Here is a 26,474-nt window from a genome sequence, read left to right as displayed (position 1 = left end):
TACTGAATTACATAGGACCTTTAAAAACCAATAAATAGCGACCTATGAAATTACGACTATCAACACTTTTATTCTTCTGTTATATTCTTGGGATTTCACAAGAAAACACCACTATTAAAAGCGGCGAAAAACTAGTGTACGCTGCCTCTTATAATATCAGCGGCCTACTAACCCAACTGGCCCAAGTAACTATGGAGGCCCAGGAAGTAAAAACTTCTAAAAGCACCATGTTGCATTTAAAATGCACTGCTGCGACCTTTGAGAAATGGGATAGTTTCTTTAAGATCCGCGATTTATACGAGGCTTACGTAAACCCTAAAACCTTAAAACCCGTACTGTATAAGCGCGATGTTTATGAAGGGGGCTATATTAAAAAAGAAAAATACATTTTCAACTATACTAAACGCACTGTAAAAAGTAGTGTCTCCAAAAAAAACGGCATTGTAAAAGAAACTATAGTACCCATAGATTACAATACCAACGATGTTATATCCACGCTGTACCAATTGCGAAACATGGATATATCTAAGGCCAAGCCAGGCGACAAATTATCGTTAAAAGTAATATTCGATAATACCGAAAAAAACGTGGCCGTTAAATATATAGGCAAAGAAGATATTGTTCTAAAAGATTTGGGTAAAACAAGCTGTTATAAAATTTTGCTCTTGACCCAGGAAGCAAAACTAAAAGGCAAAGGGGAAAACATTATTTATCTAACCGCCGATGCTAAAAAGCTACCTGCCCTAATAAAATTCAGCATTCCCGTGGGGAGTGGACAATTAACCTTGATTTCTTCGAAAGGAATCTAAAAACCATTACTTATTATGAGAAGCATTTTTATTACTGTAGCCTGTGCCGCTACTATCTTAGCCATTGTTTTTTTAATTCTCCCTTTGGGAAGTCTCCTTATGATCCCTGCCATAGCAGCGCTATTATTTGGCTACTTAGCCTACAGAAGTTCTGATGAATCCAAAAAGAAATTTCCAAAATATATTTTGATTGCCACGGCATTAATTTGTCTGGCCGGAATTACAAAGCTGTTTGTTATAAAAGATAAGGTAGTAAACGATACCAACTTTGAAAACCGCATAGAGACGTCCAAAGAAGATGCTATTAAGGAGCTTGATGATATCGAAAGCGAATTGGAAGAAGATTTAGATTTTTAAGATCTAGATTTAACCATATCGACTACGGATAGCCAAAGCAAAATAAAAAAGCTGTATCATACCACAATACCAGATCGGACTGTGTAAAATACGGCGACCCGATTCAAAAAAATACGGCTCTAACAGCTGTATTTTTTTTTATCTTATAAAATCATTTTATATTAAAGGATCTAAACATATCCGTTCGTACATTTTCCAACAGCCAACATTGCCTAAGGGAACACCCCTTAATTTCGTTTTTTGGACTGTTGTTTCCGATAGTTTTTTTGACTCATGAACCACGAAAAGCTCCCCAGTATTCCAGCTTCCGATCCATCTCTTTTACAAGGGAAGATTGATAAACTTACCGTAGAATTGCGGGAGGTATTACAAAAGGTTGCTGCCTTTGAAAATATCCTCCGTGCCTATGTTGCAGATGAGATTATAGCCGAACAAGAGCTGAGCTTACTTTACAAGCAACAAAAGAAAGCGAAGAAGGAAAAGCGTTTATCACAAAAAAAACGCGGTAAAAATTTTTCGGCTCCCCAGGGGCTTCAACCTTCCAAACATACGAAGCCTATCCAAAAGAATCCTGAAGAGCAAAAAGAGAAAAAACGATTGTACCGAGAAGCGATGCTTTATGTGCATCCGGACAAATTTTCCATGCAAGAAGAAAAATTAGACTTGGCCACAGAGGTTACCTCTAAACTTATCGACATTTACCAATCTGGCGATTTGGCTACCCTGCAGGCGTATCACGCCCATATATTTAGTGGTCATGCCCTTATTGCTTCTGAGCCTTTATTAAAGCCTACTGCTATGGACGGTAATGCCTATTTAGAAATGGAATTACAAGCATTACAATCGCAATTGGCAGAGGTCAAAGGCAGGTATACCTATAAAGTGCTCACCACCTATGCCAACCCCATGAGTTTTAAGGAAGAATTAAAAGCTTACTACACAGACCGACTTGCCAAATTAAGAAAGCGCACCCGCACAAAAGCATAAAAACAAAACATGGAAGTCTTGGTTAAATTATAATAATCCTACTTGGTACGTTCCTTTTATTTAGTTTTGCACTTTTAAAATATAAGCGGTATGATTTCAGTAGATGCAATTGCAGTAGAGTTTAGTGGCGATACATTGTTTAGCGATGTTTCCTTTGTCATCAATGAAAATGATAAAATTGCCCTCATGGGTAAAAATGGAGCAGGAAAATCCACGATGATGAAGATCATCGCTGGGGAGCAAAAACCTACTCGAGGGCACATCCGTTTCCCTAAAGATGCGGTCATTGCCTATTTACCCCAGCATTTATTGACCGATGACAATTGTACTGTCTTTGAGGAAGCCTCCAAGGCTTTTCAGGAAATATTTACGATGCGCGATGAAATAGCGCGTTTAAACAAGGAATTGGAAACCCGAACAGATTACGAGTCCGATGCCTACATGAAAATCATAGAAAAGGTATCTGATTTAGGTGAAAAATTTTATGCCTTGGATGATATCAACTATGAGGCCGAGGTAGAAAAGGCCCTTGGTGGTCTTGGCTTTAAACGGGAAGATTTTAATAGACCTACCAGCGAATTTAGCGGGGGTTGGCGAATGCGAATCGAACTGGCTAAAATTCTTTTACAAAAACCAGATCTTATTCTTTTAGATGAGCCTACCAACCACGTGGATATAGAATCTGTAATATGGCTGGAAGACTTTTTATTGAACAAGGCAAAGGCTGTGGTCGTTATCTCACACGACAAAACCTTTATTGACAATATCACCAACCGCACCATCGAAGTAACCATGGGCAAGATCTATGATTACAAGGCCAATTATACTCATTACCTACAATTGCGCGAAGATAGAAGAAGCCACCAGATAAAGGCCTTCCAAGAGCAGCAAAAATTTATTGCGGACAACCAAGCCTTTATCGATCGCTTTAAGGGTACCTATTCCAAAACTAACCAAGTAACCTCGCGGGAACGGATGTTGGAAAAATTACAGATCATAGAGATCGATGAAATAGATACTAGCGCCTTAAAACTGCGCTTTCCACCGGCAGTACGATCTGGAGATTATCCGGTAACCGCAGAATCTTTGTCCAAATCCTACGGCGATCATGTAGTCTTTAAAGATGCCAACCTTTCTATTTCCAGGGGCGAGAAAGTTTCTTTCGTAGGTCGGAACGGAGAGGGAAAATCTACCATGATCAAAGCGATTATGGGCGAACTGGACTTTGAGGGTACATGCGAACTAGGTCACAATGTAAAGGTGGGCTATTTCGCACAAAACCAAGCTTCCCTATTAGATCCGGAACTCACCATATTCCAAACTGTAGACGAAGTAGCTCAAGGTGATATACGTACACAGATAAAAAATATTTTGGGCAGGTTTATGTTCAGTGGTGATATGTTGGACAAAAAGGTCAGTGTGCTTTCTGGAGGAGAAAAGACCCGTCTTGCAATGGTCAAATTGTTGTTAGAACCTGTAAACCTTTTAATCCTCGATGAGCCTACCAACCATTTGGACCTTAAATCCAAAGACGTGCTTAAAGAAGCCTTGTTAGCTTTTGACGGTACCCTTATCCTAGTATCTCACGACCGTGACTTTTTACAAGGACTATCGGAAAAGGTTTTTGAGTTTAAGGACAAACGTGTCATTGAGCACTTTGAAACTATTGACGCCTTTTTAAAGCGCAATAGAATCGAAAATTTAAAAGAAATCGATTTAAAATCCTAAGGGGTAATAGACTTCTATAGGGGCAGAATGCCCCTATAGAAATTCTTTTATTTTAAGCTGTAGTTTTATGGCCTTCTGGCAACGGTCGGTACGCATAATAATGCAATACTTCTTCGATCGCTATTTTCATAGCTTTGTTAATAGGCACAATGGTATTCCCTAATCTAAAGTCTATTTGATTAAGATGCATGTAATAATCGGTAAAAATAGGCACATAGAGACCTTTCTTCATCGCTTCAACTGTTTTTTCAAAGCTCTCTTTCTGATTTTCTTTGATAATTTTACAAGTCACCAACCGCAGTTCTCCCAATTTATCCCTACTGGCACCATACCCAAAAAGGCGACAAATTAATCCACGATATTTATATTCACTGCAACTGCCATTTTCCTTCTCTATTACGGAAACAGGCTTATAAAGATGGCAGACCGCAGATTTCCCTGCATTTAATTCTTCCAACACTGCTAGGGGATCTCCGTTTAAAAAGAGATGGAATGCCCAAGGCAAAAATTCTAATGGGGACGCATTTATTTCAGGATGGTTACAGCATTTGCCACAACCTGCTTTACAAGATAGGGAGGATTCTGACTGAAAGGTCGCAATATCTTCCTCTAAGCGACCAAATAAACGTTCTATTTCTTTAACTTTACGTTCTATAGACATTAATTTTTTTACGAAGGTACGTCAAAAAAAAATATGCTTTTTTAATTAATTTTAACAAATTATAGCAGCTTCACTTTTTCCTAGTTTACTTCTTTTATTCTTACAAGAAATTGTTATTAAAAGACTTATAACTAATTTAGCTGTTAAGACTGCATCCAACGAAGGTTCTATCGGCTCCTTCCCATGTTCTTTTTATGGTATTAAATCTTTAAAGAACGACTAGACGCTTCTGTACCGTTTCCATATGGCGTATAAAATTTCTCAGTTCCTTTTCCTTAACCATTATTTTTTGGGACAACTCCCGGATACTTCGGGCTACCCTATGAAGTTGAATGGCGCAGGATTGTTTTTGTCTGTCCTGAGTATGCACAGCGGTCGTGGAGATCGCTTTAGCCGTGTTCCACTTAAATTCATCCATTTTTTTCAGCAGCCTAACTTCTTCCAACTGTTCTCTGGACAATTCGTTATTTAAATCGGAAAGCTCATTTTCCGTCCTTATTATTTTTGATCGCAACGCTACTTTTTCCATTTTACACCTTTTTATTTTTAAACAATTAAGGCGGCACAACCTCTCAATCTACCGTCTCCCCATATCTTTTTCACCATAACTTCAGCTACTACAATATAAAAAAATAAAACGAGATTTTTCCGATTTTTTAAGGTCACTTACTTACATAATTGAAGTATTGATAATCGGCATAAAGTAACGTCTATGCCTAATTTTTATAGGTATAGAAAAAATAACTTGGGCGTTCCCTCCTGCGTCGGTCGGGCCCTTTGCTATATCCCTTGCGCTGCTGCGGGGATGCCGCTTCGGTCCCTAACGCAAAATACACACACATGGAGCGTAGCGGTAGCAGTTCATCTACTAGGCATGGATTCATCAAAGCCCCGTTCTGCCCCGATTCCATAAAAAAACCCTTGCCTTCCACGGTATTATCCGTGGACAGGCAAGGGTTTCACTTTATCTTGATACTTATTTTCTGAACCGGGCAATGGCTGTTTAGAAATCCCTATACGGGGCATCTAAAAACTTATTGGCTTCCGGCTCTAAAAACTGAGCGGTTTTATTGTCCCAGTGCAATGTTTTATTCGGGAAACGACCGGCAATTACCCCTAAGAGAATTGTTTCTGTCAGTCTGGCCGAATAAGAGAATGGCGCGCTGCACTCATCCTTGCCCAAACAGCTATCTACAAACTGATGGTAGTGCATTTTTCCTTCCTTGTCGTAATCTCTCAAAGGAGCCCCGATTTTCCCACTGCGTTCTAATTCGGTCACATCGAGCTCTTGGTATTTCCCATCGACAATATGCCTTGGCAATTCCATAAAGTGAGGCAGTAACAAGCGTCCCTTTTCACCTATAAACATGGCTCCTTGTTCTGGCAGCTTTTCATTGTTGGGCAGTTTTAAATCTTTATGCTTTAAAGGCGCATTCTTTCCGTCGTACCAAACCCATTTTAAAGTTTCTGCGGTATACTTGGTTCCCGGGAACTCGTAGGTTACGACGTTCTCTTCCGGGAATCCAAAGCCTGTTGGTTGTCTACAGCTATTTTTTATGGTTCTAGGCACATCCAAGGCTAGGGCATTGTAGGGGGTATCAAAAATATGCACTCCCATATCCCCTAAAGTTCCACAACCATAGTCTAATACTTTTCGCCAATTTCCAGGATGGTATGCCCCTTCTTTATAAGGTCTTTCTGCCGATGTTCCCAACCACAGGTTCCAGTCTAGATGTTCCGGAACCGGATCCGATCCTTGAGGTGCTGGTCCGTCGTAGCCCCAGTTCTTTGGCGACCATGCCCTTACTGTTTTTACTTTTCCAATGATCCCGGACTGTATCAGCAAGGTGGCCAATTTATAGTCGTAAAAAGAATGTACCTGAATCCCCATTTGGGTCACTAAGTTTTTCTCTGCCGCCAATTTCCTCATGGCCCTAGCCTCGGAAACGTGATGGGTCAGCGGTTTTTGACAGTAGACAGCTTTTCCCATATCCATAGCCATCATAGAGGCCGGGGCATGGGTATGATCTGGTGTAGAAACCACTACAGCATCGATATCACTGCCCATTTCACTAAAAAGAAGCCTGTAATCGGCATATGTTTTTGCATTTGGATGCAACTTTTTGGCGGCTGCCAATGCATTGGAATCTACATCGCAAAGTGCCACAATATCTACAAGCTCATGAGAGGAAATAGCCTCTAAATCGGCAGCCCCCATACTGGAAACCCCTATTTGTACAACCCTAAGGCGTTTATTATTGGTCATTGACCACACAGACCCTGGTAATAAGGCTACCGTCGCCAATGCAGCGGTACTTTTAAGAAAATCTCTTTTTTTCATCTGGTTATTAGGTATTTTATATTCGTATGTTTTTTAAAACCTAGGCGCTGTTGTATATGGTGTCGAAAAACCGCTACCCCTAGCCTTCCTTTAATTTTTTATTCTTCTTATTTTAATATTTCTAAACCATATAGGGCTAGAGTGGTCTTGGAAGCCAATATACCCGGTTTTAAAGCGGCCATAGTCGGGGGCATTCTTCCATTTCCCAAAATTCTTTTTCTCATACCAATCCTTGGACCATGGCACAAACTCCAATACTTTTCTCCCATTTAACCAATGCTCTACCCGCTCTGGTGTAAATACGATTTTAGTGGTATTCCACTCCCCTACCGGGTGTAGAACTTTTTCCTTAGGATCTGCCGTATGCATGGCATAATCGGAGGCTGTTTGTTGTAAAGGCTGTAATTCTTCTGGATTTTCGGTATTCCCAAGACTTAGATTGTAGTCGGTAAGGTCGTGTATTTTGGCATAGTTGGCGTCGTCAATAAGCTGGTATTCTGGCGAAATCCTCGACGGTGGGGTATTGGGTATCCCCTCCTTTAAATGGTAAAAAATTCCACTATTTCCACCCTTTGGCAGTTTCCATTCTACGTAAAATTCAAAATTATCAAATTCTTCAAGGCCGTAAATAATGTCTTTCCCTCCCTTGTAATTTTGCTCTAGTCCTAATTCCGTATCAAAAGTTAAGACCCCATCCTTGGCTACCCATCCTGGTGGCAAGGCATCTCCATTGTAGGCGCGCCAGCCTTCGGTAGTACGTCCATCAAACAAATAGGTCCAGTCGTCCGTTGTGGTTTTAGAATTGGATTTACACCCGTAGAAAAGGGTGGAAAGCAGCAAAATTGTAAAGATTTTTTTCATCTATCGTTAAAAATTTTAAGGTACTTACAAAAACAATGGGTCAGGCCTAATAGTTTTTTTTGACCAGTAGTTACATATACTTCAATAACAAGGGTAAAATATACGTATAACTATCGATTTTTTATGAAGTTTTAAGGATTTTTATCAAGTATTGCCAAAAAGGATAGAAACTTAACAGAAGGAAAAATGACAAGACAGGGCTACAATAGCGACCTGATATGACTTTTTTTTAGAATTTTAAAGAGAGCACTAGCAGCCCATAACCATTCTGAAAATATTTATTTTCATTGGTAGCTATTTTTGCTTTGTAGCGGTCATATCTAATTCACCTAGTTGAATGCATAAATGGGAACAGTTATCGGTCATACTCATTTCATTTTACTTTTAAAACTATCCGAAACCTCGCCTTTCCCTTTTCCAAATGCTCCATAGCCTCATTTACCTGCGATAATGGAAATTCTTCTACAATGGGGTATATATCATGACGGGTACAGAATTCTAACATCTTCCGAATGGCTGCCGGACTTCCTGTGGGACTCCCAGTAACCGATTTTTCGCCCATGATCAGGGAAAAAGCGGGTATGGCCATGGGCTCCAATACTGCCCCAACCGTATATAAGGTCCCTTTGGGGGCCAAGCTTGTTAAATACGAATTCCAGTCTAAACTTACATTGGTGGTATTTAATATAAAATCTAGACTTCCTGCAATCCCCTCCAATTCCTTAGGATCTGTAGAATTGATTACTTGGGTGGCTCCCATGGCCAAGATCTCCTTCTTTTTTTTAGGATTAGAACTAAAGGCGATCACCTCGCACCCCCATTTATTCAAGAATTTTAAGGCCATATGTCCCAAGCCTCCTATCCCAATGACCCCTACCCGATCCGTGGCCTTCACGCCGGCCAAAAGAATAGGGTTAAAAACGGTAATCCCCCCACATAAAAGCGGTCCTGCTTTTTTTAAATCAATTCCCTTAGGCAATTGTATCGCCCAAGACCAATGTGTCCTTATATAATCGGAAAAACCGCCATGCCTCCCTACTATGGTCCCTTCAACGGTAGTACATAGATGGTGATCACCTCCCATACATTGATTACAATGCATACAGGAATTGGCATTCCAGCCCACCCCTACTAAATCTCCGACAGCTAAATTATTTACGGCCCCACCAATAGCCATGACCTCGCCGATAACCTCATGGCCAGGAACCAATGGATATTGAGACATTCCCCAATCATTATTGACCATACTTAAATCTGAATGACAAATTCCGCAATAATGAACCTTTATATCTACTTGGTCAGCCTCTATTTTGGGAAGTTCATAGGTGAAAGGACTAAGTTTTCCGCCAGCTTCACTGGCTGCATAGGCATGTACTGTTTTCATATTCTGATTTTTAGACAGTATGTAGCCCACACTCTAGCTCCATAAGGGAATATAGGCTTACAGACTGTTGTTCATAAAAGAGGGAAGTACTCTAAGGTAAGAAATAATAGGGGTTTTTTAATCTCAAAAGAAAGTCTTTTTGCGCTTTCTATTAAAATTAGATTACGGAACAACAATTATTTAACAACTGATTATTGTTAGAATTGGTAAAGATAAAAAGATGAGGAAGCGTAAAAGTTAAGCCTAGTTACTGTTCGTCGTTTCTAAGAATTCTTTGAGCCTGCCTTTTATAAAATATTCCCATCCAGCAATACCACTCTCTCTAGTAAATTGGGGAATCGCCGATGGAAAACTTTCAATACCGTAATGAGTGAGTTTTAATTTGGTTTTGTCTTGTTGCTGAAATAATTCGAAGCTTACCACCGAATCCCCCGGATAACCCCCGTATTGCCAGTTACAAACCAGCTTTTTCATAGGAACTACTTCGAGTATTTCCCACAGATGCAAAAACACCTTTTGATCTGACACTACCTCAAACTGAGTTTTAAATCCAACTTCTGGTGTAAAGGCGGGAATGTTTTCAAAAAACCATAGGGACATTTTATCTAATGCTGTTATAGCCTGCCATACCTTGTCTATAGAGGCATGGTAGACTTCTTCGACAATTACCGGTTGGCCTTGATCTATCATCTTGTTTATTTTTAGTTCTATATTACGACATATCACTTCATTTGCCTATATAACACATGAATCCTGTATTTAAAGAAGTATAAACTATTGAAAAAAACTTCGTTTTACGTATAAAAGTTAAGATTTGCCATTTCGATGCTACCATAAAACACCTATAAATGAGGTGTCCATGAGTTTCTTTGTTAATCAAATGCACTGGCGTTCTAAAAAAGTTGTCCCTTAAGGAAAATATAGACAACTTATAACCCTCCGGGTTTTTAGCTAGAAATCAACACCATATCCGAATAAAGATAAAGTAATGCGATGGCTACCACCAAGAGAGAAAGTAATATAAACACCCCGATAACTTTTAAAACATTCTTCATAATTGTGAATTTAAGTTCAGTTTATGATACTAAATGTCATTAACTTTTTAACGCTGTAGGTGGGGTTAAAAAAGTGATGTTCTATAAGTTATAAAATATTTTCCAATCTTAATAATTTTTCAGATTTAGGGAGTATTTTAGCTATAAACCGATTCATACAACGGATATTTTTAAACTCTTTTTAGTTTTCTAACTGGGCCCATTCTGTCCATGAACCATCATAGACCGATTTCTTATTTTCCTGAATTAGTTCGCTTGCCAAAAGCACTATACAGGCTGTTATTCCAGATCCGCAACTAAAAACCAAGGGTTGATCGTTGATATTTCTTTCCTGAAACAATTTCTGCAATGCTTTTTTAGATTTATACTTCCCCTCTTCCAACACTTCCTCATAGGGTATATTCACGGAATTTGGAATACTACCACTTCTGAGGTCTTTTCTAGGTTCAGGTGCCGTTCCATTAAACCGGCCACTAGACCGTGCATCGATCACCAGGGCATTATTATCCACAATATTGGCTTTAACAAACTGAAAGTCCTTCACCATTTCTGGTCGTATCCTGGCCTTAAAATTCCCATCTAGAGAAGGGTGATCTATTTTTTCTTCCGTCTCATATCCATCTTGGCTCCATTGGGGAAGACCTCCATCGAGCACAAAAACGGCATCGTGCCCCATAGTTTTAAACATCCACCAGACTCTAGGACTGGTATACACCCCAAGGTTATCGTATACCACTATAATACTATCCGAATTGATGCCTAATTTTCTGCTTTCTGCTTGGAACTGTTCCTCGCTTGGCAACATATTGGGATATGGACTGTTCTTATCGCTAAAACTATTCTTTAAATCAAAAAACCGAGCTCCTTTAATTTGTAGGGAATCGAAATCGGATGTTATACCTCCTATATTGGTTGGTTGACTCGCATCTAAAATAACCAAATTTGGATTGTTTAACTCTTCTTTAAGCCAATGGGAAGACACTATGGGATCCTTCATTTTTTAAGGGTTTAGTTTTTATGAATACGGTAAGACCTCTATAAATCTCTAATTAGATATCGTAAGCCCTACCTTGTTTTGAATCGGCCGAATTGTTTTTAAATACTTAAAAATAGCATTTAAAAGAGATAGATACTAAGCTTGTAAAATATTTGTAGCTTTTAAGAATAGACCAAAAAAAACAAGACCGCCTTTGTAGACGGTCTTAATTCTTAAGTTTTTAAAAGGTATTTATTTAGATAACTCTTACGTTAACTGCATTTAATCCTTTTTTACCGTCCTGTAGTTCAAATTCAACGACATCGCCTTCACGAATTTCGTCTATTAAACCAGAGATGTGCACAAAATGCTCTTTACTTGATCCTTCTTCTACGATAAATCCAAACCCTTTGGCGTCGTTGAAAAATTTTACTGTTCCTTTACCCATTACTAAAATTTAAAATTAATTACTCGTTATTACTCAAAGATAGCCCAAAAGTTTGAATTACAATACCATATTACCCTACAAATTTTTAACACTTTTTATCATAATGAAATCATAATAAAATAAGGCCTTAGCGCCTGTTTTCATTCGACAACCAGAATTAATCACATCGAATTTTTATAGTATTGTCCCTAAAATCCAACACATTAAAGCTTCGATCAAGGGTCGTACAAGGAAGAAATGACATCTTAGAAAACCGAGTATCCTACCATTGCACCAGTAATATTAGTGCCATAAAACCGGGAGCCTTCTCATGGGCAAAAAAAAATCCCCGAAACCCCTTCTTCAGCAAGGTTTCGGGGATATAAGCAGTATAATGGGATTAAAGATCGAATTTAAAAGTAGCCCCGGCCAACACCTGAAATCCTTGCACCTGGTAGTTGTCCCAACGCATATAAGTGTTATTGGTAATATTATTGGCTTTTGCAAAAACCGACAGTTGATTATTGATACGGTATCCCAAATGCGCATTCACATCAATATACCCGTCCAAGGTCACTGCTGTAGTAGCAAATTCTTCTACTGTTGCACCAGCAGCCGCCACCGTATATAAGTCGTCTCGTTCGCCTACATAAAAGATATTGGCTCCCATAAACCATTGCTCCCCTATTTGGTAATCCATAAACAAGGAAGCGGTAAGGCTAGGCAAGTTCCATGCCGGGTTATCGGTTTCTGTATCGTAATCGTACACCTCGGCATTGACGCCCAAGGTAAAATTATTATTAACCGCTAGATGCATTTCCCCAAAGAGACCTAAGGTTTTTACATCGTCATAAAACAATTGGAAGGTATTCCCATAGTAATAACTCTTGTCGTCATTTCTAGCCGTGTTTTCCGCATTGTGAATAAACAAAGGCTTTCTATTTTCTGCCATATAGGACCCCTTGATATTATAACTAAAGTTTGGCGATAATTGCCCTTTAAGGCCAATATAAGCATCGTATTGTTGATCGGTAGGCTGAATGGACAAGGTTGGGGAAACATAAGGGTTTTCGGCTACAAAGCCATGAAATGAGTTCTGTTTCAGATCGCCCTCTATACCTCCATAAGCAATGGCCATTTCTTCCATCAATTTATAGGAAGCCGTCACCGTTGGATAAATATAAAAATTGTTCTCACTAAGCTCCATATCCAAGCCATAGACCACATTTAACCCTAAATTCAAACTAAATTGATCGTCCGAAATTTTAAGGCTCGGATTAATTCCTGCCTGTAAAAAGGAATAATCGATTTGGCCATCATTGGTTTCAGAACTTACGGTTTCATTTTTAAAACTACCCCCTACATAATCGGCCTTTACTTTAAAGGTCAACACTTCCTCGGACACCGGGATTTCGAAAACGGGCTTAAACACGGCTCTGTTTTCGCCAGAATTGGTAGCATCCCAAAAACGTCTTACCAATACATCGGCACGTTTAAAGAAATTATTTTCCATGGACAGGTACCCGCCTGCTTCCACATTAAAGTAGTTTTGTTTCACATCCATACTATTAACCGTCTCTTCGGTATAATAGCCGTTTTTAATGCCGTACCAATGATATAACTGATGCTGTGCCGCTATATTGGCTCCCCATTTAAAATCTCTTCCAACTTTAGAATAATCGGCGTTTAACTTGGTGTTGTAAAAATCATTGTCCAAGGCGGTACCTTTTATATTTCCGCGAGACGAAAAGTGGTTTAATCCAACATCTAATCGTTCGTCCCTATTGAAGGCATTACTAGCAAAGAACTCTGCCAAGGCATTGTTATAATTCCCTAGGCCTATTGTTGCCGAGGAATTAAACAATTTTGGGGCCGGTGTCCTTTTTACCGCCGTTGCCTTCCCTTTACTAGGCGTAAAAGTAGAAGCAACCGGTACGGAGAAAATGCTATAGGTAATCGGTTTTTTCTGTAGTGCCAAGGAATCGTTTAAACTTGGAACAGACTTTATCTTAAAAGCATCGGAAATAGTAGGCGCATAGGCCTTTACTACGGTTACAGTTTCTGTACCGATACCTTTTTTTTCGTCCTCTTGGGCCAAACCGACCTGCAGAAAACCAACAATAGAAAATAGGGTTATTTTTATGTGCTTGTGCATATACTGTTCTTTTTACTGGGAATTTTTAATTTCCTTGAGGATTTACGGAAGAATTGCGTTTTGCTTCTTTGGCCTTCATAACGGACGACTCTCGTTTAGCTTCTTCTACAATTTTAGGAAATTCTGAAAAATTAGAAATCACACTATCCAAAATATAGGTTGCTTGAAAAGCGTCACCAAGGGCATAAAAGTTTTTGGCCATCAGTATTAATCCTTTGGCACTCCACTCCTTATAGCCTGCATAATCTTTGGCCAATTTCTGCACGGCGAGGTTAGACCCCTCGTAATCCCCTGCTTTATTTTTAAAATAGCCATCGTAATACAATGCTTCTGCCGCCAAGGCCCCTTTTGCTATTTTTAACACCTCACCATAAGCCTTTTGGGCTTTTGGCTCGTTATTGGTTTTAATAGCCGATCTGGCAATCATTATATGAGCGTCGCTCTTAATACGATCATCAATTTTGGAAGTCGCTAATACCTTTCCGGCATATTCAATAGTCTTATCGTAATTCGACTGCTCGTAATACCCTTTCATTAAATTTGATTGGGCAAAGGTAACGTTCTGTTGTATTTCTGCTTTGGCTTCCAAAAGCTTCAAATATGGGATAGCCGTCAGATAATCGTCCTTACCCACATATATTTCGCAAACCCTTGTCAGTGCCTGTTCTGTATATTCATTTCCGGCATTATCGGCCACCTTCTTAAAGTATGGCAATGCCCTATCTTTATCGTTTTTACCAAAATATAATTGCGCCAAGTTAAAATTAGCTTTCAAGGTATTCAGCCCATTGGGGAATTCCTTAAGATAGCTTTCATAACCTTTGATAGCAGCGTCATTTTTACCTTCCATGAATTGCTTTTCTGCCGATTCAAAGGTCGCGTTATCCAATTCTACATCGGTAACAGCTACAAAATCTAATCCTTGTACCCATTGGGCATATTCGTTCACCCTTCCAAGGTCTACATAAATAAGTTTGGCGGTAGTCACCGCCTGTAGTGCTTCTTGGGTATTGGCATAATCGCGAACCACAGTCTTAAATTTTGCCAAGGCCTGCTCATTCCTGTTGGCATTATAATGTACTAAGCCTTGACGCAACATCGCCTGGGGCACCAAAGAGCTCCCCTTGTAATTCTGGATTAGTTTGTCATAGCTTTGCAGCCCCTTTTCTATATTGTTTTCGCGCACATAGGAATTACCTAGCTCAAACAATACATCGTCATTTAGCTTAGAATTGGGATATCTGGAAATAAACTTTTCGAGTTCCTCAATTTTTGTTGCTCCCCTATCTATAAATCCATAACAAAGCGCCTTCTGAAAAGCAGCGTAATCTTTTTCCGGACCGTTTGCTGCAATGACCTTGTTATAGGTTTCCAATGCCGGCCAATATTTACTGCTTACAAAATAGCTATCCCCTAAACGCAAATAGGAATCCTGAAGTTTAGCGGCATCGGTAGCCGTAGACTCGCCATAACGATTAAAATAGGTAATGGCGTTGTTGTAATCCCTCAATTTAAAATAGGTATAGGCTAAATTATAATCGAGGTCCTTATATTCAGAGGTTGTTTTGGCCGCAGCATTTTGTTTAAATTCTAGATATGCCGCCAAGGCATCTTCATAGCGGTTATTGGCATAGTCCGCTTCGGCCTTCCAATAACTTGCCCTTGCTTTAAAGGAAGCATTTTCGGCATTGTCCAACGATTTTTCAAAAACCTCGGAAGCCGCTTCAAAATTGTTGTCAATATAAAGTTCTACCCCTCTGTAATAAGCAACCTTTTGATAGGTAGCTTTACTGGCATAATTTCTATTTTTTTCTAAAAGTTCTAAGGCTCCCTTGAAATTTTTGGACGTAATATAGGAGTCTACCAAAAGCGCCTGCATTTCTTCCTTATTTTTATCGTTCGGATATTTTTCCAAATAATCTGTCAACACCTTTGGAACACTTTCGTAGGCATTTCCTATTTCATAACTAAGGCGAGCATAATTAAGGTTGGCGTCCTTTTGTATGTCAGCACTAAAATCCATTTGGGAAGCATTCCTAAAGGCATTTAAGGCTTCTTGCTTTTTATCTATTTTAAGATAGCATTCTGCCAAATGGTAGTAGGCATTTTGAGAAACACTGCTGTTCCCATCAATTATTTTATTGAATTGCTGTACCGCCTTGGCATATTCCCCTTGTTGGTAATGGCTATATCCCAATAAATAATAATCGGTATTGTTCCATTTTCCCTTTTTCCCTTTGTACTCCTCCAAATAAGGGATGGCATTCCCATATTGTTTTAGGTTGAAATAGCTTTCCCCAATAATTTTATTGAGTTCGGAAAGTTCCGTTCGGTCTGCTTTGGCCAGTTGTTTTTTAGCCAAGGCAATGGCTTCATAAAAATTGCCCAGTTTAAAATTCATATCGGCCTGATAGTAAGAAAGTTTTTCTTCCAAAATATCTTGGTCTATGATCTGATCGAAACGTTGGGTAGCCCCGGCAAAATCGTCTTGTTCATAAGCGATATAGCCCATATAATATTTGGCTTGTGCCCCATAAGCTACTGAGGTAGTCACCAGATTAAAATATTGCTCTGCTTCTTTTGGCTTCTTGGTAGAAAACAAACAGTAACCCATATTAAAATTAAAACGCTCGGTTTCCTTTCTGGACAGGGCTCCCTTTTCTACTTTAGAATACCATTTTAAAGCGTTGGGATATTTCCCGGTCTCAAAATAATAATCGGCCACATCCATATAGGCCGTATTTCGTTTGGTAGAGGTAGGATGTCCCTCTACAAAATCTTCCATAAGCCTATCGGCCCCTAGCTGATTGAGCCTAATGGCAGCATTGGCGGCATAGTAAGCACTGTTGGCTTGCATCTCCATATCCCTGGAGTTGTTCTTTACCTTTTCAAAAATAGTCTGAGCTGCTTGATACTGGTGATTATTGTACAACGCCACTGCCTTTTGATAATCCTTTTGGTCGTGGGTGTAAATTTTGGATTCTTGAGCCCTACCGTAAAATATAGACCCAACAACACACAGCATTACAGCGGTTTTTTTTCTTAGCATAATGTTCTCTAATAGTTAAGAATTCCCCTAATAAACCCAAGAACGATAAAAATGGTTCTCAAGTATGTGTAAAGTAAAAGAATTATTCAGTAGAATTCTTTTATTTCAGCAGGAACTTATTACATTTATATCAACATTTAAAATTATGAGCGAAAACATTTTGCAACTCACGGATGTAGCCGTATTTCAGGGAGAAAATTTAGTACTTAACGACATAAGCCTGGAGATAAAAAAGGGTGAATTTGTATATCTTATCGGGAAAACTGGTAGCGGAAAGAGCAGCTTAATGAAAACCTTATATGGCGACCTTCCATTACGGGAAGGCAGTGGGAATATTGTAGACTTTGACCTTAAAACACTTAGGGAAAAAGACATCCCTTATTTACGAAGAAAACTAGGCGTCGTCTTCCAAGATTTCAAATTACTTCCAGACCGTAATGTGAACAACAACCTGCTCTTTGTACTAAAGGCGACCGGGTGGAAAGACACCAGCCTGATGACCGCTAAAATAGAAGAGGTTCTGGACAAGGTAGGCATGAAAACCAAGGGTTTTAAATTCCCTCATGAACTTTCTGGTGGTGAACAACAGCGAATTGCTATTGCCCGGGCCCTTCTAAACGATCCAGATTTAATTTTAGCCGACGAACCCACTGGGAACTTAGACCCACAGACCAGTGTAGAAATCATGAAAGTACTCCAAGACATCAATCAAAATGGAAGAACCATTCTTATGGCCACCCATGACTACGCCTTAATTTTAAAATACCCGTCCAAAACACTGAAATGCGACGGCAATAAGGTTTTTGAAGTAGTCCAAAGAGCCATTTAATACCATATACATTAATATAAAATAACGCTAGTGGGCGTTCCTTGTTTTTAACATAAAAACGAACCAACAGGATCGCCTATGCCCCTAATCCACCCCATCAACTTCTTGTCCCGGAACGTTTTCCCACAGGAACCTCTACACCAACCCTTATCACTAGATATCAGACAATTAAAACACTATCACATCTTAGATATCGAGACTTACTAGACCAAAAACCCTCTTTTTTTCCTTTCCTTATAATCCCCAAATACAGTTCAACTTTTTCCTAGTACGTTTCACTTGCGTTTATGCACGGTTCACCCAAATACTCCCCAAAATACCCGATTCCCATAATATCTTTGTACCTGAAACAAATACTAAGAATCAGATTAAATAATAAAGGACATGAAAAAAATAAATCTAATACTCGGAGCTGGGATAGTTTCTTTTCTATTACTATCCTTTAACGTAACAAATAATTGTGAAAATACAGATGGCCCTTGCCCTACTTTATTGACACCAACAGAAACCTATAGTCTTTTTGAAGATGCATTATTAAAAGATGAGGCTATTAGAAGTCTTTCCCTTAATGAAATTAATGTAATTGAGGAAGAGGAAGAAGTTGTTTTGGATTTTGACACAACAAAATACCTTCCACTAGGTTTTAACCCTTATACCTCCTCGAAACTTAATCTTAACGACATAGTTCTAGTAGAAATAGAAGAGGAAATTGTGCTGGATTTTGACACTACAAAATATCTTCCAATAGGTTTTAATCCTTATGCGAAACCACAACTTGATCTTAATACCATAGTGCTAGTGGAAATAGAAGAGGAAATTGTGCTGGATTTTGATACATCAAAATACCTTCCCATAGGTTTTAACCCTTATTCGAAACCGCAACTTGATCTTAACGATATCAAAGTAGAAGAACTGGAAGAAGAAATTGACCTTGGTTTTGACGTCCTTCACTACCTTCCTAAAGGATTTGACCCTTACACCAAGTAATGATTAGTTAATAGGTTAGTTAATTTTGTTAGGCCTTTGGCAATTTGCCAGGGGCTTTACTTTTTTTTAGCGCTCTATAGAATCCTACCGAAGACTCCTAATAGACCGACAACTTCCGAGAACATGGAACTAAAATACACTGTTGCCCCATTCCATTGCTATTGGTTAAAGACACTCCTATTTCGGGATTATCAAAACCAGAAAACCTAACATTTTACAATTCCTTTCAATAAGAATGTAAACGAAGTTACAGATCACCCAAATTTTACTTTAAAACGGTATCTTTAAAAAATTATAATATAAATATGCAGCGATTAAAACAGGTTAAATTACAGGAAATTTCCAAGATTGCGATTCTCATATCCGTATTGATAACGCTACCCTTGACCCTCTCCCTATTTAAGTCTGTTTGGTTGTCCGATGAACTTTTCTCCAGAGACCTCTTTAACGATCTAGTTTTAAAACTATTGTTTTTCTTCCTTTTCTCATGGACCGCGTTACAATTTAACACTAATTGGATATATAACATCCGAAGTAAGAAGAAGTGGATTGATTTGGGCATACGGTTTTTGGTTAATTTGACTATACTCATCACATCAGCCTCCATTTTTAGTTATATATATCCCTATTTTGTAGAAAAGACAATTTCCGACAGAGAAGCGGGATTTGTGATTTTTATTTTTATCATAGTCCACATCATCATTTTGTTTATTTCTAGAATCCTACGCCTCCAAATCATACAGCGCGAAAATATTTTAGAAAACGAATATTTAAAACAACAAAACCTTGAAAATGAACTTACGGCTCTAAAAAATCAGATAAATCCCCACTTTCTTTTCAATTCTCTAAATTCGCTCAATTACCTTATCCGTGACAATAAGGAGGCCACCATGTTCGTAAAAAAGTTGTCCTTCATGTACCGTTATATATTACAGAGCGGAGATCGGGACCTGGTCCAGCTAAAAGACGAGCTTAAATTTTTAGAAAGCTATATTTATTTAATAAAAACAAGGTATAGAGACCGTTTTCAAACAGAAATAAATATTGACGAAAAATATTTAGAGCGGAAAATTCCTCCCTTGGCACTGCAGTTATTGGTAGAGAACGCCGTAAAACACAACGAGATTTCGGAGACCAATCCATTAAAGGTCATTATTTACTCTAAGAACGAATCTATCTATGTAGAAAACAAGGTCAGGATAAGGACCACTTTGGCCGAAGGTACCGGAAACGGTCTTTTAAATTTATACAAACGCTATTACATGATTAGAAAGCAACAAATTGTAATAGACAGAAAGAATGAATTTTTCCGTGTAAAACTCCCACTGAACAAAATGCTATGAAGGTTGTAATTGTAGAAGACGAATTAGCGGCAAGTGAAAACCTTGCCTTTTTGCTAAAAAATTTAGAAGATTCCATTGAGATATTGGCCGTTTTAGATTCGGTAAAGGCTTCGATTGCCTATTTTTCTAAAAACCATGAGGCAGACCTAGTTTTTATGGATATTCATTTGGCCGATGGTCTTTCATTTGAAATTTTCGATTCCATCAAAATAGAAGCGCCAATAATCTTTACTACTGCTTATGATCAATACTCCCTACAGGCCTTTAAGGTAAATAGTATTGACTACCTATTAAAACCTATAGACGAGGACGAACTGGCATCTAGCCTGGAACAATACAAGGGCCAATTTAAAGGAAAAGGCCTGTACAACGACCAGGTAACCGGACTTTTAAATTTAATGAACACCAAAAAAACGACCTATAAATCCATGTATTTGGTACCGCATAGGGATGAGTTAATTCCGTTAAAAACAGAAAACATTGCCTATCTGTACATTGATACCGGTATTGTTAAAGCGGTCACCAATGACAATCAGACCTATATCATGGAGCAAAATCTGGAGGATTTGGAAAGCGATCTGAACCCCTCGGAGTTCTTTAGGCTAAACCGTCAGTTTATCGTAAAAAGGGATACCATTAGCGGGATAAAGCAATATTTTAACGGCAAGCTTATCGTCAACGTTAATCCACCGTCCCCAGAAAAAATTGTAGTCAGCAGGGCAAAATCGCCAGAATTTAAAAATTGGATGAACCAATAGATTCTTGGTTCCACCCCAAAAGCTACTTTTCCTAATATAAACGACCGACCCAATGAACTATAACAGTTCCTGGATCGGTCGTTTTTTTCTTCAACAAAACACACCTCAACTACTTCATATTTTTAACAACTGCCTTGGTTGCCTATTTAGAAGCATCAGATTTTTTTCCGTTTAACACTACCGAGGCTGTTCCCGTTAATGGTTTTACATTGTTCTCTCCCTGATCGGTATAGGAGGCTGTGATTACCATAACGTTTCCTTTATGCGCTGCCGAGGGCACTATTGTTCCTTTCGCCGGCAAGGATTTTTGTTTTACGCCAGTATCTGCCAAAGATTGGATATAGGCCGTAATCTGCCTAGCCTCATCCTGGGTCATTTTAGGATGGGCAGGCATGGTTACCTCTCCCCATACACCACTACCACCAGAAATAATCTTTCCCTGAAGGTATGCAGCCGCCTGTTTATCCATTTTATATTTTTCTGCAATCTCTTTGTACATTGGGCCTATAGATTTCTCAAGCTCCTTATGACAGGTTCTACAGTCCAAGGCCTGGGTAAGTGCTTTACCTGTTACGGCAGCTGACACCTCTTGATGACCGAGGGAAAGGGACGCCTCATCCATACTTTCCAAATAATCTACAGAAACAAAAATATTCTCCGCTTTAATCGGCGAACCGTCAGGGTCGCTCACCGTAACCTGATACTTTACCGGTACACCAGGCCTAAAAAAAGAAGCATCGCCACCCTTTAAGTCGATGCTTACCAAGGGTCTAGAATTCCCCGCCACTACGGAAACAGCATTGCTCTTAGCGGAGGCATTATTACTGTCCTTCACTTCCACAGAAATAAAGTAATCTCCCGCCTCCTCAAAGACATAGGATATTTCCGGTACGGTAGTTTCTTTAGTCTCTCCGTTGCCAAGATCCCACAAATAAGTCATCTTATCATTCTCACGATCTCCGGCGGTTACCGATGCCTTTATGGCAAGAGGCAATTTGCCAGAGGTAATATCTACTGTCATATTATCTACCAACGGAGCACGGTTCCCTCCATTATAGTTGATAAAACTAAGAGCCGAATTATCATTTTTAGAGAACCATCCGCTACCGTATTCCAAAAGGTATATCCTTCCGTCTGGTGCCACTTCCATATCTATAAGGTTGTTTAATTTGATTTGGTCGGCAAAGGGCTCCATTTTGTTAAAATCCCCATTTGGAAATAAGCTAACGGCTTTCATCCAGCCCCTTATCCAGTCGTATACAAAAATCTTCCCGTCATAATATTCGGGCAATGCATTTTCTCCAGAATAGTTATCGGAATAATAAGTGGGCCCCGCCATGGCATTTCTTCCCCCTGTGCCCAGTTGTGGAAATTCCGGAGATTCTACATAAGGGTAATAAGCATAAGCCGGCATGGCCTTGGGAAGTTCCCTAAGCCCTGTGTTGTTTTTAGAATCGTTGATCGGATTCTCGGGGTCAAATGCCGCTCCGCTTTTTCCTGTAGCATAATCGTAGCCACGATATGGCTGGTTATCGGCAATAAAATAGGGCCATCCGTAATTCCCAGCTTCCTTCGCCTGATTTAATTCATCGTATCCCCTTGGCCCCCTGGTCTGCAAGCTATCATTTCTGGCATCGGGACCTACCTCGCCCCAATACAAATAACCGTTCTTGGGATCTACAGAGATCCTATAGGGATTTCGGTGCCCCATGGTATAAATTTCTGGCCTGGTCTTTTCAGTACCCTCAGCAAACAAATTCCCTTCAGGAATGCTATAGGAGCCATCTTCATTTACTTTAATCCTCAATATCTTTCCTCGTAGGTCATTGGTATTCCCTGAAGATCGTTGGGCATCGTATTGTTCGCGTCCAGGAAGATCGTTCAATGGGGCAAACCCACTGCTTATATATTTGGCATCCTTCTCGTTAAAGGGAGTTGCATTATCCCCTGTGGACAGATATAACAAATTATCGGGTCCAAAAGCTATGGATCCTCCAGTATGGCAGCAGATTTCGCGCTGGCTATCCACTTCTAAGATAATCTGTTCGGTATCCATTTGAAGGAGATCCTTTTCAAATTTAAATCGAGAAAGCCTATTGACCCATTTATCCCCAGACGGACTATAAAAGAGGTATATCCATTTGTTATTGGCAAAGTCGGGATCTTTTTGGATTCCCATTAACCCCTCTTCCGCGTTTACTCCTGGCGTGTTCAATGTTTTATGGTACACATCTAAAAATCCTACTTGGCGCAATTCCCCAGTAGCATCTTTGTACAACATCACCTCTCCCCTTCTTTGGGCTACCAGCACATCCATATTAGGAAGTATGGTCATTTCCGTAGGCTCAAAAAAGCCGCCTACACTTAAAGGCTCCTTGGTAAAACGATCGGCATCTGGCGGAATCTGTGAAGTAGCCTTCTCATAAGTAAGCTTTTCATTCTTCCCAATAGCATATTGTATGCCACCCAATAGGTGCTTTAAAAACAATTCTTCAGAAAAACTAGCTTCCGAATGACCCATCCCGGTGTAGAAAGCACGGCCGCCATCATACTCATGGTACCAGCTCATAGGGTGATGGGATCCGTTTTCACCACCTTTGTAACTCTTTTCATCAACCGTCATCACCACATGGACATCGGAATTTATTTTCTTATAATTATATAACTCATCGGCACGTCTCCATATAGAATCGGCAAACATATTGGTTGCTATAAACCCAGGGTCTTTGATTATAAAATCGGCTTCCGGTGTCCCTGGGGGGTGACTTTGAAAATAAGCACCCACCAATTTTCCGTACCAATTCCAATCGTACTCGGTATCTGCAGCGGCATGTACACCAACAAAACCACCACCAGCTTGAATATACCGTTCAAAAGCAGCTTCTTGTTTGGCATCCAAAATATTTCCGGTAGTACTCAAAAATATAATGGCAGAATATTTTTTTAGTTCCTCATCGGTGAATAAATCCGCATTTTTGGTGGTATCGACCACAAACTGGTTTTCGCTGCCCAATTTTTGAATGGCAGCAATTCCGGCAGGAATAGAGGCGTGTTTATACCCCATGGTTTTAGAAAACACCAATATTCGCGGTTCCCCCTCCCGCTTCTTACTGTCGCATCCTACAAATAAAATAAAGGACAGGCATAGAAGAAAGGCAAAATAGTTTTTCATTTATAAAATATTAAAATGGTTATTTACTAGGTTTTTGTTTCTATTATACTCCCAAACGGGATTGGCATATTAATGTAAAATCATTGTGAAATATATCATTAAAACCACCAAAAATCATGGTTTTCACATAAAACCATTCAAATGTAGCTATTTATTGTTTTTTAACGATCATATGTAAGTGGCATAACTGAATTCATATATGCCAGCAGTTCCCGATCATGTTCATTTTATATATAGATTTAATTATAAAAATTTGATCTGCGAGGTACTGTATTCTGATAGGATCAATCTTTAGGCGTCTAGAAATATTCTAGCAAATTATAACTCTCATTACTCCTCCTTACCATAGACCAAAATAATATATTGTTACTTAGGATAGCTCAAGATTTCCATCAACATCGAAAACCGCTCCAAGGATAGCCACTTTTACTTAAACACGCTCTCCTTGCCGGGCACACTCGTTTCATCTATCGTATTATTTCTCATAAATCATCTATTACGAATTAAAAAAAATTAGAAATAACGTTCTAGAAAACTTCGAGCCTATCATACATAAAACCTTATCATGTAACCTTAGTTAGACCCCTAGCGAATATATAGATATATTTATAGCATCCATCAATTTCAACAAGAAGCGAAGAATTAAGAAACACTTACTAGAATTCTTAACACACGACTAAAGACCTGACTTAAAACCACATAACAACATCAAACTAAAAATTTAAAGATCACGAAAGCGTTTTCGCAAAATCTATGTAAAAGGTCGATTGCTTAACAAGCCTTTCCCGTGTTCATCCCATAAGCTTATGTAATCAGCATTTAATACACCTACTCTTTTCACTATTTAAATGAATGTAGATTAAACAAAACCCTGTACTTTAATCAACAATAATAGTATTACTTAAAACGTACACCTATGATCCTTAAAAAACAAGTTTTTATAGCAGACAAAAAGGTCAATCCCTTAATAGGGATGCTATTATTCCTCATTTCCGTGGTTTTATTCATAGCTACGGTGCCCCTAGGTTTTGTCTATGGACTACTTCAATCCCTGTATAAAAAAGGCATCATAGGCATTGGAGAATACTTATTACAAATGGCTATTTCTATAGATCAATTAGGTAATGTAGCCATGCAGCATTTATTAAATATTCTTTGGATAAAACCCAGCGGATACAAATTTGGCAACAGGGACGAAACTATTTCCAGTGCCTTGGGAAGGAACCACAAACTAGGCACCTTAACAGGCTTTGGAAAGCTTATTGACAACTTTCTGAATAGAATCGATAAGAACCACTCTTTAAATTCTATTGACTACTATATAGAGCCTACCCCCGAAATATTGGATCTATTATGCTGGATACACATAAAGGACTTTAAGGTGCTCGTTTTCTTTGATAAGAATAAAGGCACCTATAGCCTTCCCGCTACAAAAAAGATCAAAGGGGAACCAGACGCCGAGGGGCTTTATAAATATCTTATGAAAACACTAAATATTGTCCTTGAGTTTCCCAGTTTTGATTTCCTAGGAATTTTTGAGGCACAGACCGGTTCACAAAAACCAATAATTATAGATCGAAAAACCTGTTACACCTCTAGGTATACCGGAAGTATCACCTCAGATGCAGCAAATGAAGAAGCCATATGGCTAGACTATGGCGACAGAGAGAAATTAAATAAGGTAGACCAGTTAATTTTTAATTACCTTATGGATAGTGATTATATACGTTAACAAGGAAGCTTATTGCGCAACAAAAGGTTTTTTTTGTTACTTTGTCTACAAATACTATAATCTTATACATGGAAATTTTAGGAATTGATATTGGAGGATCGGGTATTAAAGGAGCCTTGGTTAATATGGAAACAGGTGAAATGACTACGGAAAGGTTTAGGATACCTACTCCGAAATCGCGAAAACCGAAGGCTATGGCAAAAGTAGTTGCCGAAATTGTAGCGCATTTTAACTACAAAGGCCCTATCGGTTGTGGCTTTCCTACGGTCATTAAAAATGGGGTTTGCAAAACCCCTGGCAATCTTCACAAAAAATGGAAGGGCGTAAAAGTGGACGAACTCTTTAGTGAAGCTACCGGATTACCGGTAACCGTAGTAAACGATGCCGATGCTGCCACTCATGCCAGTATGAAATTTGGCGTTGGAAAGGATAAAGATGGCTTTGTAGTCATGATTACCATTGGAACCGGATTGGGGAGTGGTGCTTTTTTAGACGGCAAATTAATTCCCAATATGGAACTAGGACAGCTTCCCTACAAGAAATACGATAAAATAGAATTGTGGGCAGCCGCTTCTGCCAAGGAAAGGGAAAACCTCAGCTACAAAAAGTGGGGCAAACGTTTTAATGTATTTTTGGAATACATAGAACTCATAGTATCTCCCGATCTAATAATCCTAGGAGGGGGCACCTCTAAAGACTGGGATTCCTTTAAAGAATATATAACTATCGAAACCCCTGTAATTCCGGCCACCTTACAAAACAATGCCGGTATCATTGGTGCTGCCGCAGCATGTAAACTATAAATTACTCCAAAAAAAAAATCCCCAAACTGCTGTTTGGGGATTTTTACTTTTATAAGCTAG

Annotated in this window: 21 protein-coding genes; 10 read left to right on the top strand and 11 right to left on the bottom strand. The window is 39.1% G+C overall.

Annotation, left to right across the window (positions count from 1 at the left end):
- The first annotated feature begins 44 nt into the window (after positions 1-44).
- From HCG49_RS12230 to HCG49_RS12215, 4 genes are all read left to right on the top strand, one after another.
- Entirely contained in the window at positions 45-809 is a 765-nt protein-coding gene (locus HCG49_RS12230) for a DUF3108 domain-containing protein (protein WP_168469824.1), read from the top strand.
- Between the two features lie 15 nt (positions 810-824).
- Positions 825-1,166, top strand: coding sequence for a hypothetical protein (locus HCG49_RS12225; RefSeq protein ID WP_168469823.1), 342 nt, complete (start codon positions 825-827; stop codon positions 1,164-1,166).
- Positions 1,167-1,439: 273 nt separating this feature from the next.
- Positions 1,440-2,153 (top strand): hypothetical protein, encoded by a 714-nt coding sequence (locus HCG49_RS12220; protein ID WP_168469822.1) that lies wholly within the window; start codon positions 1,440-1,442, stop codon positions 2,151-2,153.
- A gap of 90 nt (positions 2,154-2,243) precedes the next feature.
- Entirely contained in the window at positions 2,244-3,881 is a 1,638-nt protein-coding gene (locus tag HCG49_RS12215; RefSeq protein ID WP_168469821.1) for an ABC-F family ATP-binding cassette domain-containing protein, read from the top strand.
- Positions 3,882-3,933: 52 nt separating this feature from the next.
- Here HCG49_RS12215 and HCG49_RS12210 read toward each other — a convergent pair whose 3' ends face one another.
- The 10 genes from HCG49_RS12210 to HCG49_RS12165 all read right to left on the bottom strand — a co-directional run bounded on the left by HCG49_RS12210 (position 3,934) and on the right by HCG49_RS12165 (position 16,790).
- Positions 3,934-4,542: a YkgJ family cysteine cluster protein gene (locus HCG49_RS12210; protein ID WP_168469820.1), complete on the bottom strand. Its 609-nt coding sequence runs from the start codon at positions 4,540-4,542 to the stop codon at positions 3,934-3,936.
- Positions 4,543-4,750: 208 nt separating this feature from the next.
- Positions 4,751-5,071: a hypothetical protein gene (locus HCG49_RS12205; RefSeq protein WP_168469819.1), complete on the bottom strand. Its 321-nt coding sequence runs from the start codon at positions 5,069-5,071 to the stop codon at positions 4,751-4,753.
- A 474-nt stretch (positions 5,072-5,545) separates the two neighbouring features.
- Positions 5,546-6,883 (bottom strand): Gfo/Idh/MocA family protein, encoded by a 1,338-nt coding sequence (locus HCG49_RS12200; protein ID WP_168469818.1) that lies wholly within the window; start codon positions 6,881-6,883, stop codon positions 5,546-5,548.
- A gap of 90 nt (positions 6,884-6,973) precedes the next feature.
- Positions 6,974-7,744: a DUF1080 domain-containing protein gene (locus tag HCG49_RS12195; protein ID WP_168469817.1), complete on the bottom strand. Its 771-nt coding sequence runs from the start codon at positions 7,742-7,744 to the stop codon at positions 6,974-6,976.
- Between the two features lie 373 nt (positions 7,745-8,117).
- The gene (locus HCG49_RS12190) at positions 8,118-9,128 is read right to left on the bottom strand and encodes an NAD(P)-dependent alcohol dehydrogenase (protein WP_168469816.1); all 1,011 of its coding nucleotides are present in this window, start codon (positions 9,126-9,128) and stop codon (positions 8,118-8,120) included.
- A gap of 243 nt (positions 9,129-9,371) precedes the next feature.
- Positions 9,372-9,818 carry an SRPBCC family protein gene (locus tag HCG49_RS12185; RefSeq protein ID WP_168469815.1) on the bottom strand — a complete coding sequence of 149 codons (447 nt, stop codon included), beginning with the start codon at positions 9,816-9,818 and terminating at the stop codon, positions 9,372-9,374.
- Positions 9,819-10,364: 546 nt separating this feature from the next.
- Positions 10,365-11,180 (bottom strand): sulfurtransferase, encoded by an 816-nt coding sequence (locus HCG49_RS12180; protein WP_168469814.1) that lies wholly within the window; start codon positions 11,178-11,180, stop codon positions 10,365-10,367.
- A gap of 235 nt (positions 11,181-11,415) precedes the next feature.
- Complete coding sequence (locus HCG49_RS12175; protein ID WP_168469813.1) at positions 11,416-11,607, bottom strand: cold-shock protein; 192 nt, start codon at positions 11,605-11,607, stop codon at positions 11,416-11,418.
- Positions 11,608-11,986: 379 nt separating this feature from the next.
- Complete coding sequence (locus HCG49_RS12170; protein ID WP_168469812.1) at positions 11,987-13,741, bottom strand: TonB-dependent receptor; 1,755 nt, start codon at positions 13,739-13,741, stop codon at positions 11,987-11,989.
- Positions 13,742-13,766: 25 nt separating this feature from the next.
- On the bottom strand, positions 13,767-16,790 hold the full coding sequence (locus tag HCG49_RS12165) for a tetratricopeptide repeat protein (protein WP_168469811.1): 3,024 nt from the start codon (positions 16,788-16,790) through the stop codon (positions 13,767-13,769).
- 145 nt (positions 16,791-16,935) lie between these two features.
- Between HCG49_RS12165 and HCG49_RS12160 the strand changes: the two genes are divergently transcribed.
- The 4 genes from HCG49_RS12160 to HCG49_RS12145 all read left to right on the top strand — a co-directional run bounded on the left by HCG49_RS12160 (position 16,936) and on the right by HCG49_RS12145 (position 20,707).
- Positions 16,936-17,619, top strand: a complete 684-nt coding sequence (locus HCG49_RS12160; RefSeq protein ID WP_168469810.1) for a cell division ATP-binding protein FtsE — start codon at positions 16,936-16,938, stop codon at positions 17,617-17,619.
- 384 nt (positions 17,620-18,003) lie between these two features.
- Positions 18,004-18,606 (top strand): hypothetical protein, encoded by a 603-nt coding sequence (locus HCG49_RS12155; RefSeq protein ID WP_168469809.1) that lies wholly within the window; start codon positions 18,004-18,006, stop codon positions 18,604-18,606.
- Between the two features lie 305 nt (positions 18,607-18,911).
- Entirely contained in the window at positions 18,912-19,949 is a 1,038-nt protein-coding gene (locus HCG49_RS12150; protein WP_168469808.1) for a sensor histidine kinase, read from the top strand.
- Complete coding sequence (locus HCG49_RS12145) at positions 19,946-20,707, top strand: LytR/AlgR family response regulator transcription factor (protein WP_168469807.1); 762 nt, start codon at positions 19,946-19,948, stop codon at positions 20,705-20,707. Before HCG49_RS12150 ends, HCG49_RS12145 begins: the two co-directional genes overlap by 4 nt.
- 142 nt (positions 20,708-20,849) lie before the next feature.
- Here HCG49_RS12145 and HCG49_RS12140 read toward each other — a convergent pair whose 3' ends face one another.
- On the bottom strand, positions 20,850-23,879 hold the full coding sequence (locus HCG49_RS12140; protein WP_168469806.1) for a ThuA domain-containing protein: 3,030 nt from the start codon (positions 23,877-23,879) through the stop codon (positions 20,850-20,852).
- A 916-nt stretch (positions 23,880-24,795) separates the two neighbouring features.
- Here HCG49_RS12140 and HCG49_RS12135 point away from each other — a divergent pair.
- Together HCG49_RS12135 and ppgK are read left to right on the top strand one after the other, a co-directional pair.
- Positions 24,796-25,611 (top strand): NUDIX hydrolase, encoded by an 816-nt coding sequence (locus tag HCG49_RS12135; RefSeq protein WP_168469805.1) that lies wholly within the window; start codon positions 24,796-24,798, stop codon positions 25,609-25,611.
- A 68-nt stretch (positions 25,612-25,679) separates the two neighbouring features.
- The gene (gene ppgK / locus HCG49_RS12130) at positions 25,680-26,414 is read left to right on the top strand and encodes a polyphosphate--glucose phosphotransferase (protein ID WP_168469804.1); all 735 of its coding nucleotides are present in this window, start codon (positions 25,680-25,682) and stop codon (positions 26,412-26,414) included.
- Positions 26,415-26,474 lie beyond the last annotated feature (60 nt).

Origin of the sequence: Arenibacter sp. 6A1 (genome assembly GCF_012272855.1) — a bacterium.
GTDB lineage: Bacteria > Bacteroidota > Bacteroidia > Flavobacteriales > Flavobacteriaceae > Arenibacter.
Note: the sequence above shows the minus strand (reverse complement) of the source record. Positions and strands in the feature narration are given on the sequence as shown.

Bases quoted from the DNA above. Each gene is read 5' to 3' on its own strand.
- HCG49_RS12230 (WP_168469824.1), top strand. From the start codon at position 45: ATGAAATTACGACTATCAACACTTTTATTCTTCTGTTATATTCTTGGG.
- HCG49_RS12225 (WP_168469823.1), top strand. From the start codon at position 825: ATGAGAAGCATTTTTATTACTGTAGCCTGTGCCGCTACTATCTTAGCC.
- HCG49_RS12220 (WP_168469822.1), top strand. From the start codon at position 1,440: ATGAACCACGAAAAGCTCCCCAGTATTCCAGCTTCCGATCCATCTCTT.
- HCG49_RS12215 (WP_168469821.1), top strand. From the start codon at position 2,244: ATGATTTCAGTAGATGCAATTGCAGTAGAGTTTAGTGGCGATACATTG.
- HCG49_RS12210 (WP_168469820.1), bottom strand. From the start codon at position 4,542: ATGTCTATAGAACGTAAAGTTAAAGAAATAGAACGTTTATTTGGTCGC.
- HCG49_RS12205 (WP_168469819.1), bottom strand. From the start codon at position 5,071: ATGGAAAAAGTAGCGTTGCGATCAAAAATAATAAGGACGGAAAATGAG.
- HCG49_RS12200 (WP_168469818.1), bottom strand. From the start codon at position 6,883: ATGAAAAAAAGAGATTTTCTTAAAAGTACCGCTGCATTGGCGACGGTA.
- HCG49_RS12195 (WP_168469817.1), bottom strand. From the start codon at position 7,744: ATGAAAAAAATCTTTACAATTTTGCTGCTTTCCACCCTTTTCTACGGG.
- HCG49_RS12190 (WP_168469816.1), bottom strand. From the start codon at position 9,128: ATGAAAACAGTACATGCCTATGCAGCCAGTGAAGCTGGCGGAAAACTT.
- HCG49_RS12185 (WP_168469815.1), bottom strand. From the start codon at position 9,818: ATGATAGATCAAGGCCAACCGGTAATTGTCGAAGAAGTCTACCATGCC.
- HCG49_RS12180 (WP_168469814.1), bottom strand. From the start codon at position 11,180: ATGAAGGATCCCATAGTGTCTTCCCATTGGCTTAAAGAAGAGTTAAAC.
- HCG49_RS12175 (WP_168469813.1), bottom strand. From the start codon at position 11,607: ATGGGTAAAGGAACAGTAAAATTTTTCAACGACGCCAAAGGGTTTGGA.
- HCG49_RS12170 (WP_168469812.1), bottom strand. From the start codon at position 13,741: ATGCACAAGCACATAAAAATAACCCTATTTTCTATTGTTGGTTTTCTG.
- HCG49_RS12165 (WP_168469811.1), bottom strand. From the start codon at position 16,790: ATGCTAAGAAAAAAAACCGCTGTAATGCTGTGTGTTGTTGGGTCTATA.
- HCG49_RS12160 (WP_168469810.1), top strand. From the start codon at position 16,936: ATGAGCGAAAACATTTTGCAACTCACGGATGTAGCCGTATTTCAGGGA.
- HCG49_RS12155 (WP_168469809.1), top strand. From the start codon at position 18,004: ATGAAAAAAATAAATCTAATACTCGGAGCTGGGATAGTTTCTTTTCTA.
- HCG49_RS12150 (WP_168469808.1), top strand. From the start codon at position 18,912: ATGCAGCGATTAAAACAGGTTAAATTACAGGAAATTTCCAAGATTGCG.
- HCG49_RS12145 (WP_168469807.1), top strand. From the start codon at position 19,946: ATGAAGGTTGTAATTGTAGAAGACGAATTAGCGGCAAGTGAAAACCTT.
- HCG49_RS12140 (WP_168469806.1), bottom strand. From the start codon at position 23,879: ATGAAAAACTATTTTGCCTTTCTTCTATGCCTGTCCTTTATTTTATTT.
- HCG49_RS12135 (WP_168469805.1), top strand. From the start codon at position 24,796: ATGATCCTTAAAAAACAAGTTTTTATAGCAGACAAAAAGGTCAATCCC.
- ppgK (WP_168469804.1), top strand. From the start codon at position 25,680: ATGGAAATTTTAGGAATTGATATTGGAGGATCGGGTATTAAAGGAGCC.